The sequence below is a fragment of the Pleomorphomonas sp. T1.2MG-36 genome (genome assembly GCF_950100655.1).
Taxonomy (GTDB): Bacteria; Pseudomonadota; Alphaproteobacteria; order Rhizobiales; family Pleomorphomonadaceae; genus Pleomorphomonas.
Map to the genome: position 1 here is coordinate 56,960 of NZ_CATNLY010000053.1, position 14,742 is coordinate 71,701.

Sequence of the window (14,742 nt, forward strand, 5' to 3'; positions counted from 1 at the left end):
AGGGACCGAAGCGGCCGCCAAGCTGCCCGCAAGTCCGTCCGCCGCCGTCGTCGGGGTTGCGTCGGCAGCGGCATCATGGTCCTGTCTTCGATGAAGGCGCCCTCCGGCCGGCGGATCACCGGCCGCACGGAGGGCCCGCCAGAAATGCCTGGGATAACCGCGCTGATGACCAGCCGTCTCTTTCGTCCGCCGAGCCGTCTCCGTTCCGCCACGCTGGCCGCCGCCGCGCTTGGCCTCGCCCTGCTTGCCGCCGCTCCCGCTTCGGCGGGCCTGTTCGGTTCCGATCCTACTCCGCCCGCCAGCATTCCCGGTCAGCAGGACGCCGCGCAGCAGGCCGTCCGTCTGGACAACATGGAACAGCAGATGCGCCAGCTGAACGGCCGCATCGACGAGCTGACCCACCAGATCGAACAGTTGCAGAACCTCCTGAAGCGTTCCCAGGAGGACACCGAGTTCCGCTTCCAGCAACTTGAGGGCGGCAAGGGCCAGAAGCGCTCCGACGTCGCTCCGCCGGCCGCCGCCCCAGCCGTCAATCCGACCGCCAGCGCTGGCGCGCCGATGGATTCGGTCGGCGATGGCGAGACCCTGCAGGCGGGTTTTGCCATCGACGCCCCCGGCACGGTCGCCGCCACCCCGCCGCCGGTGGACGCCACGCTCGGTGCGCCTCCCGCTCCGCTCGGCACGCTTCCCGGTGCCATGGCCGATGGCGCCGCGCCGTCGGCCAGCGCCGTCGGCGGCCCGCTCGACCTCTCAGCGATCGCCCGCGGCGACTTTACCCCCAACAACACGGCGATCGACACCTCCGGTGGCCTGGCCGCCGCTGCCAGCCAGAACCTTGCAACAGGAGGCGCGCTCGCCGCGCCGCCGACCTCGGCGGCCCCGCCGCAGCAAATGGCCGCTGTGGCGCCGACCACCGTCGACCCCGGCGCCGACTACGACAGCGCCTATTCCTCCATCGTCAGAGGCGACTACGCGGCGGCGGAAACCGGCTTCAAGAAGTTCCTCACCGACTTCCCGGGCGATCCGCGTGCGGCCGACGCCCAGTATTGGCTCGGCGAGAGCTACTACTCGCGCCACCAGTATCGCGACGCCGCGACGTCCTATCTCGCCACCTATAAGAGCCATCCGACCAGCCAGAAGGCGCCCGACAGCCTGTTCAAGCTGGGCCTGTCGCTCGAAGGTCTCGGCGAGACCAGCGCCGCCTGCGCCACCTATGGCGAACTGACCAAGAAATTCCCCAAGGCGCAGTCCGGCCTTGTCTCGCGCGTCACCACGCAGAAGCAGAAGCTCGGCTGCAACTGACATGATCGGCAGTTCCGCTTCGCCCGACACTCTGACGGCGGCGGCGCGAGCCCGGCTGTTTTCCCCTTTCGCCGGCCTTTGCCGCGTCGGCATCGCCGTCTCCGGAGGCCCGGATTCGACGGCCCTGCTCGTTCTCTTCGACCGCTGGAAGCACGAGAGCCCGGCCGCTCCCACACTTTGCGTGCTGACCGTCGACCATGGTCTCAGGCCGGAAGCCGCCCGCGAGGCCGACGCCGTGCTGGAGCTCGCCGCCCGCCTCGGCCATCCCTCGGAAAAGCTCGTCTGGCGCCACGACGGGCCGCCCCCCACCAACGACATTCAGGCCGAAGCCCGCACCGCCCGCTACCGCCTCCTCGTCGAGGCGGCCCGCCGGAACAAGCTCGACGCCGTGCTTCTCGCCCACACCCGCGACGATCAGGCCGAAACGCTGCTGATGCATCTGGCGCGCGGCTCGGGCGTCGCCGGCCTCGCCGGCATGCCGGCCGAGCGATCGATCGAAGGCGTCCGGTTCCTGCGTCCGCTCCTCGACGTCGCCAAGGCCGATCTCGTCGCCGTGCTGGACGAGGCCGGCATTCCCTACGTCACCGACCCTTCCAACGCCTCGGACCGCTCCACCCGCGTCCGCTTTCGCAAGACGCTGCCGACCCTCGCCGACCTCGGCCTCACCGCCGAGCGCCTGGCCGGCACCGCCCGGCGCATGGCCCGCGCGGAGGCGGCGCTGCAATCGGCGACCGACGACCTGGCCCTGAAATCGGCCGCGAGCCACGGCGGCGTCTGGTCGGTGGATGCGGCCGCCCTGGCCGCCGCGCCCGACGAGATCGGCCTTCGCCTCATCGTGCGACTGATCCGCGCCATCCGCCCGTCGGACTATCCGCCGCGCGCCGACGCCCCCGAGGGCTGGCACGCCGCCTTCCGGGCCGGCACCGCCCCGCGCCGCGCCACCATGGCCGGCGTGGTGCTGCACCTTCGGCCGGATCGCCTCTGGCTTTACGCCGAGGCCGGTCGCGCCGGCTTCCCAGAACTGGTCGTCGACGCCGACGGCGATCATGTCTGGGACAATAGATTCTTGGTCACCATTGCCGGCGCCGAAGGCCGCCCCCTGGTCATCGCCTCGCGCGGCCCCGGCGCCCGCAGCGGCGACATGCCGGCCGCAGCAGCCGCCAGCCTGCCGACCGTTCGCGCCGCCGAGGGCGACGAGCTGCCGGCCCGATTGACCGTCATGACCCGGCCGATCGGCAGGCAATCGCCCGCCGCAAGCGAGGATTGCCGGTCCGTGGCTTGGCAAGGCAGCACCGACAACCTATCTTAACCCGACATGGGCTAGGGTGATGAGGGCCGGACCCTGTCTCCCGGCCCCTTCCGCATCGCGCGATGCGCCTCAAAGGTCGACGATGAACGCAAATTTCCGCAATTTCGCACTCTGGGTCATCATCCTGTTGCTGCTGGTGGCACTCTTCCAGTTGTTCCAGGGCTCGGACACGCGCCAACCCGGCAATGACGTGGCCTTCTCGGAGTTCCTCAAGAACGTCGACCAGGGCTCCGTGCGCGACGTGACCATCGTCAACCAGACGATCACCGGTCACTTGCAGAACGGCGCGACCTTCCAGACTTACGCGCCCTATAACGCCGACTATATCGGCGAACTGACCAAGGCCGGGGTCACCATCGTCGCCCGTCCGCCCACCGAGAGCATCTCGCTGATCGGCACGCTGCTCAACTGGCTGCCGATGCTGATCCTGCTCGGCCTCTGGATCTTCTTCATGCGGCAGATGCAGGGCGGCGCCGGCGGCAAGGCCATGGGCTTCGGCAAGTCGAAGGCCAAGCTTCTGACCGAAGCGCACGGCCGCGTCACCTTCGACGACGTCGCGGGCATCGACGAGGCTAAGGAAGACCTGCTGGAGGTCGTCGAATTCCTGCGCGACCCGCAGAAGTTCCAGCGCCTCGGCGGCCGCATTCCGCGCGGCGTGCTGCTGGTCGGCCCTCCGGGTACCGGCAAGACGCTGACCGCCCGCGCCGTCGCCGGCGAGGCCAACGTGCCCTTCTTCACCATTTCCGGCTCGGACTTCGTTGAAATGTTCGTCGGCGTCGGTGCTTCGCGTGTCCGCGACATGTTCGAGCAGGCCAAGAAGAATGCGCCCTGCATCATCTTCATCGACGAGATCGACGCGGTCGGCCGCCATCGCGGCGCCGGCCTCGGCGGCGGCAACGACGAGCGCGAGCAGACGCTGAACCAGTTGCTGGTCGAGATGGACGGCTTCGAGCAGAACGAAGGCGTCATCATCATCGCCGCCACCAACCGTCCCGACGTGCTCGACCCGGCCCTGCTGCGTCCCGGCCGTTTCGACCGCCAGATCACCGTGCCGAACCCGGACGTCAACGGCCGCGAGAAGATCCTGAAGGTGCATGTGCGCAAGGTGCCGATGGCCCCTGACGTCGACCTGAAGGTGCTCGCCCGCGGTACGCCCGGCTTCTCGGGCGCCGACCTGATGAACCTCGTCAACGAGGCTGCGTTGCTGGCCGCCCGCCGCAACAAGCGCATCGTCACCATGGGCGAGTTCGAGGATGCCAAAGACAAGGTGATGATGGGCGCCGAGCGCAAGTCATTGGCCATGACCCCGGAAGAAAAGCGCAACACAGCCTATCACGAGGCCGGCCACGCCATCATCGCGCTCATCCTCGACAAGACCATCGATCCGATCCACAAGGCAACCATCATTCCGCGCGGCCGTTCGCTCGGCATGGTGATGACCCTGCCCGAGAGCGACCGTTACAACTGGACCTACGAGAAGGCGGTGGCCCGCCTGACCATGCTGTTCGGCGGCCGCGAAGCGGAAATCCAGACCTTTGGCCCGGAGAAGGTCACCACCGGCGCTGCCGGCGACATCCAGATGGCCACCAGCCTCGCCCGCTCGATGGTGATGGAGTGGGGCATGAGCGAGAAGCTCGGCCGCGTCCGCTACCGCCCCAACGAGCAGGAAGTCTTCCTCGGTCACTCGGTCAGCCAGTCGACCAACATGGCCGACGAGACCGCCAAGCTGATCGACGAGGAAGTCCGCCGCTATATCGAGGAAGGCGAGCAGAACGCCCGTCGCATCATCAGCGAGAACCACGACAAGTTCGTCGCCATCGCCGAGGCGCTTCTGGAGTTCGAGACGCTGACCGGAGAGGAACTGCGCGGCATCATGAACGGCCGCTCGCCGGTGCGTGACGCCTTCGACGACACAACGCCGCCGCGCGGCTCGGCAGTGCCGACCACCAAGCCGCGTCCCAAGGGCGAAGAGCCGGACGGCGCCACGCCGCAGCCGACCGCCTGAACGGCAACCAACGAACGAACAAGCGAAACAAAGGCGCGGGACATTGTGTTCAGCGCCTTCTTCTTTGCCCGCCGTCAAACAAGAACGACCGCCCAAGCTGGCCAGGGACATGGGTTGGATGGATTACCTTTTCTTTTGCCGGAACAAACCGGACAAACAGTGAACTATTCAACACCTTGCTGGAGATGCATTGGAGGGCTGATATGCTGATCGGCTAAAGACCCGCGGACCGCCCCCCGGCGCCGACGCCAAGCAGCACACCGGCAGTCTCAACATCGTCGATCTGGCGAGCCCCGACGGAGCCGAGTTTTTCGCCTATCGTGAGTCCCTCTGCGGGGAGGCGCCTATGCCGAGGTAATGATCAGGCGATGGGAGAACTTGCTCGATCGGTCCATGTGGGATTATCGGGTATACAGCGATAACCCGATGTTCCTCTTGATTGCCCACTCGGGCGCTCGTCGCAGAGTTCGCCGACATATCTCGCCCTTTTGCTGCCATGCATAGGAGCCGGACCGTTGTTTACTACTCCATGCGCATGCCGGGGGTAGGAGAATGGGCCGGGTTCGCCGCGGTTCTGCAAAAGCCATCCTCTGTAAGGAGATGGAGAAGACTGTCGCGGACGATCCGGCGATCGCCTCATCGACAACCGCACATAAAGAAATCCATCGGCGGGAAGCGGCCGGCAACACCAAACCGAGCCCCAATATGGTCACTCGAGCTACCCACAGAGTGTTAAGCCGTCGCAGTCTTACAGAGTGACTATCGCAGAACAGGCGCCGAAACCGACGGTCACCTCTGGTTCCGCGTGGAACAGGAGACGACAGAATGATTTTTGCCGCGCACCGACGATCTATGGCTGTAGTTGCTATAAGGGATGGCTTGACTTGGACGAGCAAGTTGAAGACCGTATAAATTTACACGCTCTAAGTGAGTTTGCTCGTGACGAGTGGAACCAGCTTGGATATTCACTGGTCACCGATTTCCAGAGTTAGAGTGGGGCACTGATGCATATGAGATATTTCGCGCTGGCCTTAGCAGGCTGTTTCCTTGCATCTTGTCAAACTGGTCCAGTGCTTATCCCGTTCAAGGCAGGCACTCTGCGAGCGGAGAGATTGCGTGATATTGACGCTTGTAAGATCGCCTCGTTTAAGGAAATACCGCAGACCATCGCCACGCAAATAAATCCTGGCTATTCAAGCGCCCCTACAATCCATTGTAGTAATATCGGAGGCGTCGCGACATGCAACACATTCGGGGGAATTAATATTCCACCATCCTCATACAACTATGACGTCAATGAAGGGCTGCGAGATCGTTACATAGAAAGATGTTTGCAGGGTAAAGGCTACTCTTTCATCGAAAGACCAATCTGTCCCGCAGATCATAAGTTCAAGGATATCCCTGTTACAACGCCTGACTCGGTCAAATGTGTCGTTAGGGTGGATGGCTAGATATTGGGTTGAAGGCGCCGGACTGCATTGTTCCATCGCGTTCTTAAATGCGCTTTCCAAAGCAAACGGTCGCCGAACCGGCGACCGCTCAAGCTGTCCGACAGCCGAGTCGTCAGCGTCAGCCCTGAGCCTGAACCTCTGACAACCGCAGAGCATCACGGGCCGGACCGTATCCGGGCTTCAACACCAATGCCCGGTTGATCGAGTCGCGGCCGCGCTGCACCTCGCCGGTGCGGATCTGGGCGATGCCGAGGTTGGTCCAGAACTCGGCCGACTGCTTGTTGCGGTTGACGGCAGCGGCGAAGTCCTGCATCGCATCCTTGTCCTTGCCGACCTGAAGCCGGCTGAGACCGCGCGCATTGTAAGGCTCGGGGGAGTTGGCATCGAGCGCGATGGCCGCATCGAGATCGGCGATGGCGCGAATGTGGTTGCCACGGCTCTGGTAGATCATCGCCCTGTAGTAATAACCCTTGGCGTCGGACGTGTTCAGCGTAACCGCCTGATCGAAATCGGCCATGGCGAAATCGAGCTGGCCGGACTGGCGATAGAGAATACCGCGGCCGAGGTAGGCCGGCTGGTAGCCGGCATTGAGCGCAATCGCCTGATTGTAGTCGGCAAGTGCCGCCTGTGGTTGATTAAGCTGCTCGCGGTAGATCAGGGCGCGATTGTTGTACGCTTGGTAATAGCCCGGGTTGAGCTGGATAGCGGTGGTGAAGTCGGCGAGCGCCGCCTGGAACTGGCCGGCCTGGCCGTAAGCCGAGCCGCGCACGTTGTAGTTCACCGCGTTTTGCGGATCACGCTGGATGGCTGCGGAGAGCGACGCGAGATTGGCCGTCGAACCGGCATTGGGGTCGACCACCCACGTTTGCTCACGCGTCGGGCCGGTCGACGTGCAGGCGGAAACCAGAAGGCCGAGGGCGAGAGCGCCCGCGAAACCGCGAAGAGCCGAAGACGTCGCAATGAACCGCATCAATCCATCCCTTTCAGGCAATACCGGGCAAGCCGGACCGGCGGGCACCCCTACTCGGCGCTGTCGTCCGCAAAATCAAACCGGCGGCGGCGTTCTGGCGCCACACGCGTCGGTTTACGCCGGACAAAACAAAAGAGACGGTCGACTCGCGTGACCGTCCCTCGACTTCGACAAACACCATCGGGCGACGGGGCCCGTATATCAGTGGGTGCGGCCCTTGACCGACACCAGACCCTCGCGCTGAGCCCGCTTGCGAGCCAGCTTACGCGACCGGCGAACGGCTTCGGCCTTCTCGCGAGCCTTCTTCTCCGACGGCTTTTCGTAATGGCCGCGCAGCTTCATCTCGCGGAAAATGCCTTCGCGCTGCATCTTCTTCTTCAGCGCCTTGAGAGCCTGGTCGACGTTGTTGTCGCGAACGAGTACCTGCACGCCTGTTCTTCCCGTGGTCGGTCACCGTGAAACCCATCTTGCCGCGGCGGACACACCCGCGGCTTCGCGTCTCAGGCGACATGATGAAACCAATCTCGCGGAAATGACAAATTTCCGCCGCAGCACGCCAGGGCGCCGCAAGAGTGGTGGTTCTCTAGCAAATCGTCGGGGACCTGTCCACTGGAGATCGGGCCGGATTGGCCGGAAAATGCGTTCACCGTCCGGCCGCCAGCCTCCGGCGCAACCGCAAAGCCACAGCGCTCATCTCTCGTGCCCCGGTAGGTCATGGTTAACGCATTTTCGCCAAGATGGTCGGCATGGGATTTGCACATGAAGAATCGGGTCAGATAGGCTGACCCGCTCTCAGTTGATGCGTCCGCGTCGAGGTCGCCCCTGTCATGTGCCGTTGGCTCGCCTATTCCGGTCGTCCGATCTTCCTGGATACCCTGGTTTCCAAACCCTGCCACTCGCTCGTCCATCAGAGCCAGTCGGCCACCGAGTGCCTCGCCGCCACCAATGGCGACGGGTTCGGCCTCGGCTGGTATGGCGCCTGGGAGGAGCCGGGCCTGTTCCGCGACGCCATGCCTGCCTGGAATGACGACAATCTGAAGAGCCTGACGCATCAGATTTCATCATCGCTGTTCTTCGCCCACGTTCGTGCGTCCACCGGAACGCCGACCACACGCGTCAACTGCCACCCGTTCGCCAGCGGCCGCTGGATGTTCATGCACAACGGCCAGGTCGGTGGCTGGGACCGCATCCGCCGCCGCCTGGAAGCTCGCCTGTCCGACGCCCGCTATCGCGAGCGCCATGGCTCCACCGATTCCGAGGTGCTGTTCCTGCTGCTCGACGCCGACGATCTCGATGCCAATCCGATCGGCGCCATGCGCTCGGTGCTCGCCGAGACGCGCCGGGCGATGATCGAAGCCGGCGTCGAGGAACCGTTTCGCCTCACCGCCGCGCTATCGGACGGCAAGCGTCTTCACGCCTTCCGCTATTCGTCCGACGAGTGCCCGCCCAGCCTCTACTGGCGGCATGGCGACGATGGCATCACCGTGGTGTCGGAGCCGATCGACGCCGCCCACGACCAGTGGACCGCCGTCGCGCCGAACACGGTGCTGACGGTCGAGCCGGGCGGCCACGTCAACCTCGACAGCTTCGAGGTCGAAACGGTCCGTCGGGTTGCAGCTCGCGTCGCCGTCGCCTGACGGTCATCGCCGAACGATCATAGTCCGACGGTCAGGCGCCCACCCAGTTGACGTGCCCCATCTTGCGGCCAGGGCGGCTTTCGGCCTTGCCGTAGAGGTGGAGCCGCGCCCTGGGGTCGGCCGTGATATCGGCCCAGGCATCGGCCTCGGCACCGATCAGGTTCTCCATCACCGTCGGCGCGATGGTCTCGACCGAGCCGATCGACCAGCCGGCAATCGCCCGCACGTGGTTCTCGAACTGCGAAGTCACGGCACCATCTTCCGTCCAATGGCCGGAGTTGTGGACGCGCGGCGCGATCTCGTTGACGACGAGCCGTTCGTCACCGCTCTCGCGCACCACGAACAGCTCGACGCCGAGCACGCCCACGTAGTCCAGAGCATCGGCGATGCGGCGACCGAGCGCCACCGCCGCGCCCGCCGTATCGGAACCGATCCGGGCCGGAACCCGCGTTTCCTTCAGGATATGGTTGGCGTGCGAGTTCTCGCCGATATCGTAGACGGCCACCGCGCCATCGGCGCCGCGCACCACGATGGCCGAGACCTCCATGGCAAATGGCACGAGCGCTTCGAGGATGAGATCGCCGCCGCCAAGCTCGGCCACCGCCGCCGCGAGCGCCTCGCGGCTCTCCACCTTGCGCTGGCCCTTGCCGTCGTAGCCGAAGCGTCGCGTCTTGACGATGGCGGGCAGGCCGGTGACCGCGATCGCCCCGTCGATGTCATCGGCCCGGTCAATGGGAGCGAAGGCCGCCACCTGCGCGCCGGCCTTCCGCAGGAAGGTCTTCTCGACGAGCCGGTCCTGCGACGTCGCGAGCGCCAGCGCGCCGGGCCGGAGCAGGGTTTTGCCGGCAATCACCTCGGCGGCACGGGCCGGCACGTTCTCGAACTCGTAGGTGACCACGTCGCAACGGTCGGCGAAGGCGGCCAGCGCCGCCTCGTCGTCATAGGCGGCGACGGTGTGGGCTTTCGCCACTTCGAACGCCGGGCTGTCGGGGTCGGGGCAGAAGACGTGAACGGAGAGACCGAGCCGGGCAGCGGCGAGCGCCATCATGCGGCCGAGCTGGCCACCGCCGAGCATGCCGATCACCGAACCGGGGGGGAGCATCTCAGGCGCCATCGACGGGCCCCTCGGCGACGGCGGCCGTCTGGCGGGCACGGAAATCGTCGAGCCGGGCGGCCAGCGCCGCATCCGACAGTGCCAGCACGGCAGCGGCGAGCAAAGCCGCGTTGACGGCGCCGGCCTTGCCGATCGCCAGCGTCCCCACCGGAACGCCACCGGGCATCTGCACGATGGACAGAAGGCTGTCCTGTCCCTTGAGGGCATGGCTTTCGACCGGCACGCCCAGCACGGGCAGCGGCGTCAGCGCCGCCACCATGCCAGGCAGATGCGCCGCGCCTCCGGCGCCGGCAATGATCACCTTGAAGCCGTCGGCGCGCGCGCCCTTGGCAAAGGCCACCATGCGGTCGGGCGTACGATGGGCGGATACGATCATCGCCTTGTGCGGCACGCCGAGTACGTCCAGCGTATCGGCGGCGTGTTTCATGGTCGCCCAGTCGGACTGGCTGCCCATGATGATGGCGACAGGCGGCTTATCGGTCATCTCTCGAAAATCCCCGGCTCTCGGCGTCGCCCAAGGCGGTAGGGGAAATACCGGGCAATGGCAAGCCTCAGGCGCAAATCTCGTAGGGTTGCGCGAAATTGCCGGGCTGCGCCTGCCTCGCCGAGCGCTGGGCTCAGGCGATGATGTCGGGAACCGTCTGGTCCTCGAGTTGCTTGATGCGATCCTTCAGGACCAGCTTTCGTTTCTTGAGGCGTTGGATCTGAATGGTGTCCGCGGTGCCGAGCGACACCATCGCATCGATGGCCGCGTCGAGGTCCCGGTGCTCCTGGCGAAGCCGCGCCAGTTCGAGCTGCACCTGTTCATTGGCTTCTTCCTGCCCCGTCATCCAGCAAACCCTTCGCCTCGTCCCCGCCGGCCGCCGCGCGCCGACCTTCCTGATAGTCTAGCAGATCGCCCCGGCCTTTTCATGGTCCTCGGCGGGAAAGCCCCGCATTTGAAAAACGATTTCCACGGATCGCGGCGGACGAGCCCGCTCCGCCGGTGCCGGAGGCCGTTCAAAAGCTTAGCCGCCTCATGCCGATTGCCGCGCATTTTCGGGGAATGGGGGCGCCCCCGCGCTTTCTCCATCTTGCCGCACTCCACCGAATATGTCTAAGCAATGATCGTTTCCTGCGACCGCCCGGAGAGTGGCGCGTGGGTGACAAGATCTTCCTCGGAGACCGCCCCGTCCGACCGGCAAGTCCGGCCACCGTCCCATGCGGCGAATGACGACGTCCGGTTTCCAAATCGATACAAGCCGGCAGCCGCCGTGCAACCCCGTCGCCCGCCGCGCCGGGACAGGTGACGACGCGATGATCGACGATCCTCTCTTCTACCTCGCCGCGATACCGGCCGTGGTGCTTACCGGCCTGTCGAAAGGCGGGCTCGGCGCCGCCTTCGGGCTCGCGGCGGTGCCCATTCTGGCCCTCGTCGTTTCACCGATCCGCGCCGCAGGGCTGATGCTGCCGATTCTCCTGATTTCCGACGTGGTCGCCATGTGGTCCTACCGAAGGCACTTCAGCGCCGACCTGGTCTGGCATCTGATGCCGGCGGCGATCTTCGGCACCTTCCTCGGCTGGGCGACCGCCAGCTACGTGTCCGACGATGTCCTGCGCCTCGTCGTGGGCGGCCTCGCCATCGCCTTCGTCGCCCGAATCTTCCTTCTCGAACGGGCTCACGCGCGCAAGGTCGCCAGCGGCGCGGCCGTCGGCGATCCCCCGCCCACCGGAAAATCGACGCTCGGCGCCGCCATCTGGGGAACGCTCACCGGCTACACCTCCTTCGTCGCGCATGCCGGCGGTCCGCCGTTCCAGACCTATGTCCAGCCGATGCGGCTCAGCCCGACGCTGTTCGCCGGCACCGCCGCCATCTTCTTCGGCGCGCTCAACATGATGAAGGTCGTACCCTATGCCATGCTCGGCCAGTTCACCGGCGAAAACCTGCTGATGTCGGCCATTCTGGCGCCGCTAACCGTCGGCTCCACCTATGTCGGCGTGAAGCTCGTCAAGCAGATCGACGAGCGGATGTTCTACCGAATCCTGACGATTTCGGTATTCGCCGTCGGTTTGAAGCTGATTTACGACGGCGCGATGCATCTCTTTGGCCTCTGACGCGTTTAGGGCCAAAGGCCACAGTTCCGCCGCGTCATTGCCGATGTCGGCGGCTAAGCTTTGCGGGACACGATTGTGCGGGAAGCTCCACGGGGCCGACCGAGACGGGAGAAAAGAATGAACATCAAGCCGCTCGGCAAGCGCGATCATCGCATCGATATCCTGCGCGCCCTGGCGCTCTTGTCCATCTTCATCAACCACATTCCCGGCAACGTGCTCGAGCCTTTCACGCACAAGAACTTCGGCCTCTCGGATTCGGCCGAGGCCTTCGTGCTGCTTGCCGGCGTCGCCTCGGCCTTTGCCTATTTTCCCCGTTTCTATGCCGGTGCCGTCCTCCTGCCGCTGGCAAAGATCGCCAAGCGCGTGGTCGTCCTGTATGTCGCCCATCTCGCCTCGCTGATGGTCGGCCTCGGCATCTTCTGCTTCGCGCTCCAGCAGTGGGGCATGCCGATCCTAGATACGCCGCTCAACATCGACACCATCTTCGCCCAGCCCACCAAGGCCTTCATCGGCATTCCGCTCATGACGCAGCAGATCGGCTATCACAACATCCTGCCGCTCTACGTCTGCCTCCTGATCTTCCTGCCGGTGCTGATGGCGGTGGCTCGCTTCTTCGGCCTCGGCGCCATGCTGGCCACCTCCTTCGCCATCTATGCCGCCGCCCACGTGTTCGGGCTCAACATGCCGAGCTATCCGAGCAATGGCGGCTGGTTCTTCAACCCGATCACCTGGCAGCTCATCTTCGGCATCGGCTTCTTCGTCGGCGTGCGCGTGCTGCGCGGCCAGACGCCGGTTCCCTTCTCCCGGCCGCTCTGGTGGCTGGGGGTCGCCTACCTGATCGGCGCCTGCATCTACCACCGCTACAATCTCTATGGCTCCATTCCCAACGTCAGCTGGCTGCCGCGCAATTTCCAGATCAACGAGAAGCCCTGGGTGGCGCTGCCGCGCCTTCTGCACATCCTGTCGCTCGCCTATGTCATCGGCCACAGCCGGCTGATCATGACCTGGCTCGGCCGCCTGTCGCCGGATGGCGTCCTGTCGCGCATCGGCCGAAACTCGCTGCCGGTGTTCTGGTTCGGCACGGCGCTGTCGGTGGTGGGCCAAGTCTTCCTGTTCGCCAGCACCCCCGGTCCGCTCGGTCAGATCGCCTTCATCGCGCTCGGCATCTTTGCCCAGGCGGCCCTGGCCTATTTCCTCGACTACCTTAGCAAGGCGAGCAAGGCCAAGCCGGCTCCCAAGCCCATGCCGGAACCGGCCCAGGACCCGATCGCGGCCTGAGAAAGGCCCCTAAAACAAAACGCCACGGACCTGAGGCCGTGGCGTTTGCCGGATCAAGAGATTCCGAACCGCGGTGTCCTTAGTGCAGGACCTTGGCGTCGGTCGAGAGCTTGACGATTTCGTCCTTCAGGGCCAGCTTTTGCCGCTTCAACTCGCGCAGTGCCGTGCCGTCCATGCTCGGGTGCTGGTTAGCCTCGTCGAGTTCGCGCTCGAGAGCGGCGTGACGGCGTTCAAGTTCTGCAATATGCGACTGAACAGACATTCGGGCCTCCTTGCTGTGGGCTAAGCCTCAACACGTTCATCGTGTCACAATTTTGATATGAAGTCGATGGTCGCCGACTTCAAGGCGTCGGCCTGCGTTTATAAATTGCGCTTATTGGGATAATTATTGTGTATAATTGCGCAAGTTTGCCATCCATGATCTCGAATGTTGCGCTATCGACCAAGGTCTCATCGTTGGGCCGGAAAGAACGCCCGCGCTGAGTAGAAACCCGGACAACCTCGCCGGTGCCTTCGGAAGGCCCGAGAGCCGGCAGTCGGCCCCGTCAACCAAACGCCAAATGTTTGCTGCTAGGACGTGATCGCATGGAAGCGTCGCGCACCGCCGCGACGGCTTTCACCCCTCCTGAGGTGACCATGCGCGCCGGAAAATTGCCCACCACCCTGCTTTCAGCCTTCCTCCTCGCGTCCGCCGCCGTGCCGGCCGGCGCCGTCGTCATCCTAGACTCCACCTGGTCCGAGCAAGGCGGTGAACCTGGCAACGAGGCGGCCGGCTTCGGCGCGGCCCTGCGCCTTGCCGCTCAACCGCAGTTCCGGGCCGTCCTGGCCCTGTCCACCGACGGCGAGTCCTGGGGTGAAGCGTCCGGCACCTGGCTGGGGAACAGAGATGGCAAAGCCTACATACTCTCGGCAGCCCACATCTTCGATCTTCCCGCCACCACCGACCAGTATGTCGTACGAACGCCCAACGGCGAAACGCTGGACATCGATCGCGTCTGGGTCCTGCCGGAATGGAATGGCGATCCGGACACCCGCGCCGGCTACGATCTCAGCATCCTCCGTCTCGACGGTGAGATCGAGGACGCCGGGCCGCAACCGGTTCTTTACACCGGCGCGGGCGAAGCGGGGAAACTGATCACCTTCGTCGGATACGGCAGCCGCGGCATCGGCTCCACCGGTGAGCGGGACGAGTACTATGAAGGCTCCGACAAGGCGGCGGCCCAAGGGGTGGTCGACAGTTGGGAAGAGCTGGCGCGTCCCCCGGTCGATGGCGAGGAGGCCGGCAACGAACTCGGCATCTTCCTGCCCAAGGAAGACGAGTCGATCGAGAACTCGCTCGGCGGCTCCAGCCGGCCCGCCACGCCACTGGTCGGCCTGCTCGGTTCGGGCGACAGCGGCGGATCCGCCTGGATGAAGACCAAGTCCGCCGGCTGGGTGCTGGTGGGCGTCAACTCCAACGGCACCGGCGAAGCGGCTTATGGCGAAACGTCCTGGTTCTGCCGCGTGTCGCCCCACCGCGCCTGGATTCGCTCGATCTTTCCGGGCGTCCGCTTCTCGCCACCCTGACACCCAAACGAAAACG

13 protein-coding genes are annotated in these 14,742 nt (G+C 65.0%); 7 read left to right on the forward strand and 6 right to left on the reverse strand.

Going from position 1 to position 14,742, the window contains the following annotated elements; genetic code table 11:
* The first annotated feature begins 165 nt into the window (after positions 1-165).
* From ybgF to ftsH, 3 genes are all read left to right on the forward strand, one after another.
* On the forward strand, positions 166-1,302 hold the full coding sequence (ybgF, locus tag QQZ18_RS22950) for a tol-pal system protein YbgF (protein WP_284543396.1): 1,137 nt from the start codon (positions 166-168) through the stop codon (positions 1,300-1,302).
* Between the two features lies 1 nt (position 1,303).
* Positions 1,304-2,611 (forward strand): tRNA lysidine(34) synthetase TilS, encoded by a 1,308-nt coding sequence (gene tilS, locus QQZ18_RS22955; protein WP_284543397.1) that lies wholly within the window; start codon positions 1,304-1,306, stop codon positions 2,609-2,611.
* An 82-nt stretch (positions 2,612-2,693) separates the two neighbouring features.
* The gene (ftsH, locus tag QQZ18_RS22960; protein ID WP_284543399.1) at positions 2,694-4,616 is read left to right on the forward strand and encodes an ATP-dependent zinc metalloprotease FtsH; all 1,923 of its coding nucleotides are present in this window, start codon (positions 2,694-2,696) and stop codon (positions 4,614-4,616) included.
* 1,569 nt (positions 4,617-6,185) lie between these two features.
* On the opposite strand, the gene QQZ18_RS22965 is transcribed toward ftsH, so the two are convergent.
* Positions 6,186-7,037, reverse strand: a complete 852-nt coding sequence (locus QQZ18_RS22965) for a tetratricopeptide repeat protein (protein WP_284543401.1) — start codon at positions 7,035-7,037, stop codon at positions 6,186-6,188.
* 201 nt (positions 7,038-7,238) lie between these two features.
* Positions 7,239-7,466, reverse strand: coding sequence for a 30S ribosomal protein S21 (gene rpsU, locus QQZ18_RS22970; protein ID WP_026783967.1), 228 nt, complete (start codon positions 7,464-7,466; stop codon positions 7,239-7,241).
* A gap of 398 nt (positions 7,467-7,864) precedes the next feature.
* On the opposite strand from rpsU, the gene QQZ18_RS22975 reads away from it, so the two are divergent.
* Positions 7,865-8,674, forward strand: coding sequence for a class II glutamine amidotransferase (locus QQZ18_RS22975; RefSeq protein ID WP_284543402.1), 810 nt, complete (start codon positions 7,865-7,867; stop codon positions 8,672-8,674).
* A 31-nt stretch (positions 8,675-8,705) separates the two neighbouring features.
* On the opposite strand, the gene QQZ18_RS22980 is transcribed toward QQZ18_RS22975, so the two are convergent.
* The 3 genes from QQZ18_RS22980 to QQZ18_RS22990 form a co-directional block, all read right to left on the reverse strand.
* Positions 8,706-9,788 carry a 5-(carboxyamino)imidazole ribonucleotide synthase gene (locus QQZ18_RS22980; protein ID WP_284543404.1) on the reverse strand — a complete coding sequence of 361 codons (1,083 nt, stop codon included), beginning with the start codon at positions 9,786-9,788 and terminating at the stop codon, positions 8,706-8,708.
* Entirely contained in the window at positions 9,778-10,272 is a 495-nt protein-coding gene (gene purE / locus QQZ18_RS22985) for a 5-(carboxyamino)imidazole ribonucleotide mutase (RefSeq protein ID WP_284543406.1), read from the reverse strand. The genes QQZ18_RS22980 and purE overlap by 11 nt, the downstream gene beginning before the upstream one ends.
* A 133-nt stretch (positions 10,273-10,405) precedes the next feature.
* Entirely contained in the window at positions 10,406-10,618 is a 213-nt protein-coding gene (locus tag QQZ18_RS22990; RefSeq protein ID WP_026792623.1) for a YdcH family protein, read from the reverse strand.
* A 466-nt stretch (positions 10,619-11,084) separates the two neighbouring features.
* Here QQZ18_RS22990 and QQZ18_RS22995 point away from each other — a divergent pair, with 466 nt between their 5' ends.
* Both QQZ18_RS22995 and QQZ18_RS23000 read left to right on the forward strand, forming a co-directional pair.
* Positions 11,085-11,882, forward strand: a complete 798-nt coding sequence (locus QQZ18_RS22995; protein ID WP_284543409.1) for a sulfite exporter TauE/SafE family protein — start codon at positions 11,085-11,087, stop codon at positions 11,880-11,882.
* 117 nt (positions 11,883-11,999) lie between these two features.
* Complete coding sequence (locus tag QQZ18_RS23000) at positions 12,000-13,160, forward strand: OpgC family protein (RefSeq protein ID WP_284543410.1); 1,161 nt, start codon at positions 12,000-12,002, stop codon at positions 13,158-13,160.
* A 79-nt stretch (positions 13,161-13,239) separates the two neighbouring features.
* On the opposite strand, the gene QQZ18_RS23005 is transcribed toward QQZ18_RS23000, so the two are convergent.
* Positions 13,240-13,422 carry a YdcH family protein gene (locus tag QQZ18_RS23005; RefSeq protein ID WP_284543412.1) on the reverse strand — a complete coding sequence of 61 codons (183 nt, stop codon included), beginning with the start codon at positions 13,420-13,422 and terminating at the stop codon, positions 13,240-13,242.
* Between the two features lie 323 nt (positions 13,423-13,745).
* On the opposite strand from QQZ18_RS23005, the gene QQZ18_RS23010 reads away from it, so the two are divergent.
* The gene (locus QQZ18_RS23010; protein ID WP_284543414.1) at positions 13,746-14,726 is read left to right on the forward strand and encodes a hypothetical protein; all 981 of its coding nucleotides are present in this window, start codon (positions 13,746-13,748) and stop codon (positions 14,724-14,726) included.
* The last annotated feature ends 16 nt before the right edge of the window (positions 14,727-14,742 follow it).

Bases quoted from the DNA above. Each gene is read 5' to 3' on its own strand.
- ybgF (WP_284543396.1), top strand. From the start codon at position 166: ATGACCAGCCGTCTCTTTCGTCCGCCGAGCCGTCTCCGTTCCGCCACG.
- tilS (WP_284543397.1), top strand. From the start codon at position 1,304: ATGATCGGCAGTTCCGCTTCGCCCGACACTCTGACGGCGGCGGCGCGA.
- ftsH (WP_284543399.1), top strand. From the start codon at position 2,694: ATGAACGCAAATTTCCGCAATTTCGCACTCTGGGTCATCATCCTGTTG.
- QQZ18_RS22965 (WP_284543401.1), bottom strand. From the start codon at position 7,037: ATGCGGTTCATTGCGACGTCTTCGGCTCTTCGCGGTTTCGCGGGCGCT.
- QQZ18_RS22975 (WP_284543402.1), top strand. From the start codon at position 7,865: ATGTGCCGTTGGCTCGCCTATTCCGGTCGTCCGATCTTCCTGGATACC.
- QQZ18_RS22980 (WP_284543404.1), bottom strand. From the start codon at position 9,788: ATGGCGCCTGAGATGCTCCCCCCCGGTTCGGTGATCGGCATGCTCGGC.
- purE (WP_284543406.1), bottom strand. From the start codon at position 10,272: ATGACCGATAAGCCGCCTGTCGCCATCATCATGGGCAGCCAGTCCGAC.
- QQZ18_RS22990 (WP_026792623.1), bottom strand. From the start codon at position 10,618: ATGACGGGGCAGGAAGAAGCCAATGAACAGGTGCAGCTCGAACTGGCG.
- QQZ18_RS22995 (WP_284543409.1), top strand. From the start codon at position 11,085: ATGATCGACGATCCTCTCTTCTACCTCGCCGCGATACCGGCCGTGGTG.
- QQZ18_RS23000 (WP_284543410.1), top strand. From the start codon at position 12,000: ATGAACATCAAGCCGCTCGGCAAGCGCGATCATCGCATCGATATCCTG.
- QQZ18_RS23005 (WP_284543412.1), bottom strand. From the start codon at position 13,422: ATGTCTGTTCAGTCGCATATTGCAGAACTTGAACGCCGTCACGCCGCT.
- QQZ18_RS23010 (WP_284543414.1), top strand. From the start codon at position 13,746: ATGGAAGCGTCGCGCACCGCCGCGACGGCTTTCACCCCTCCTGAGGTG.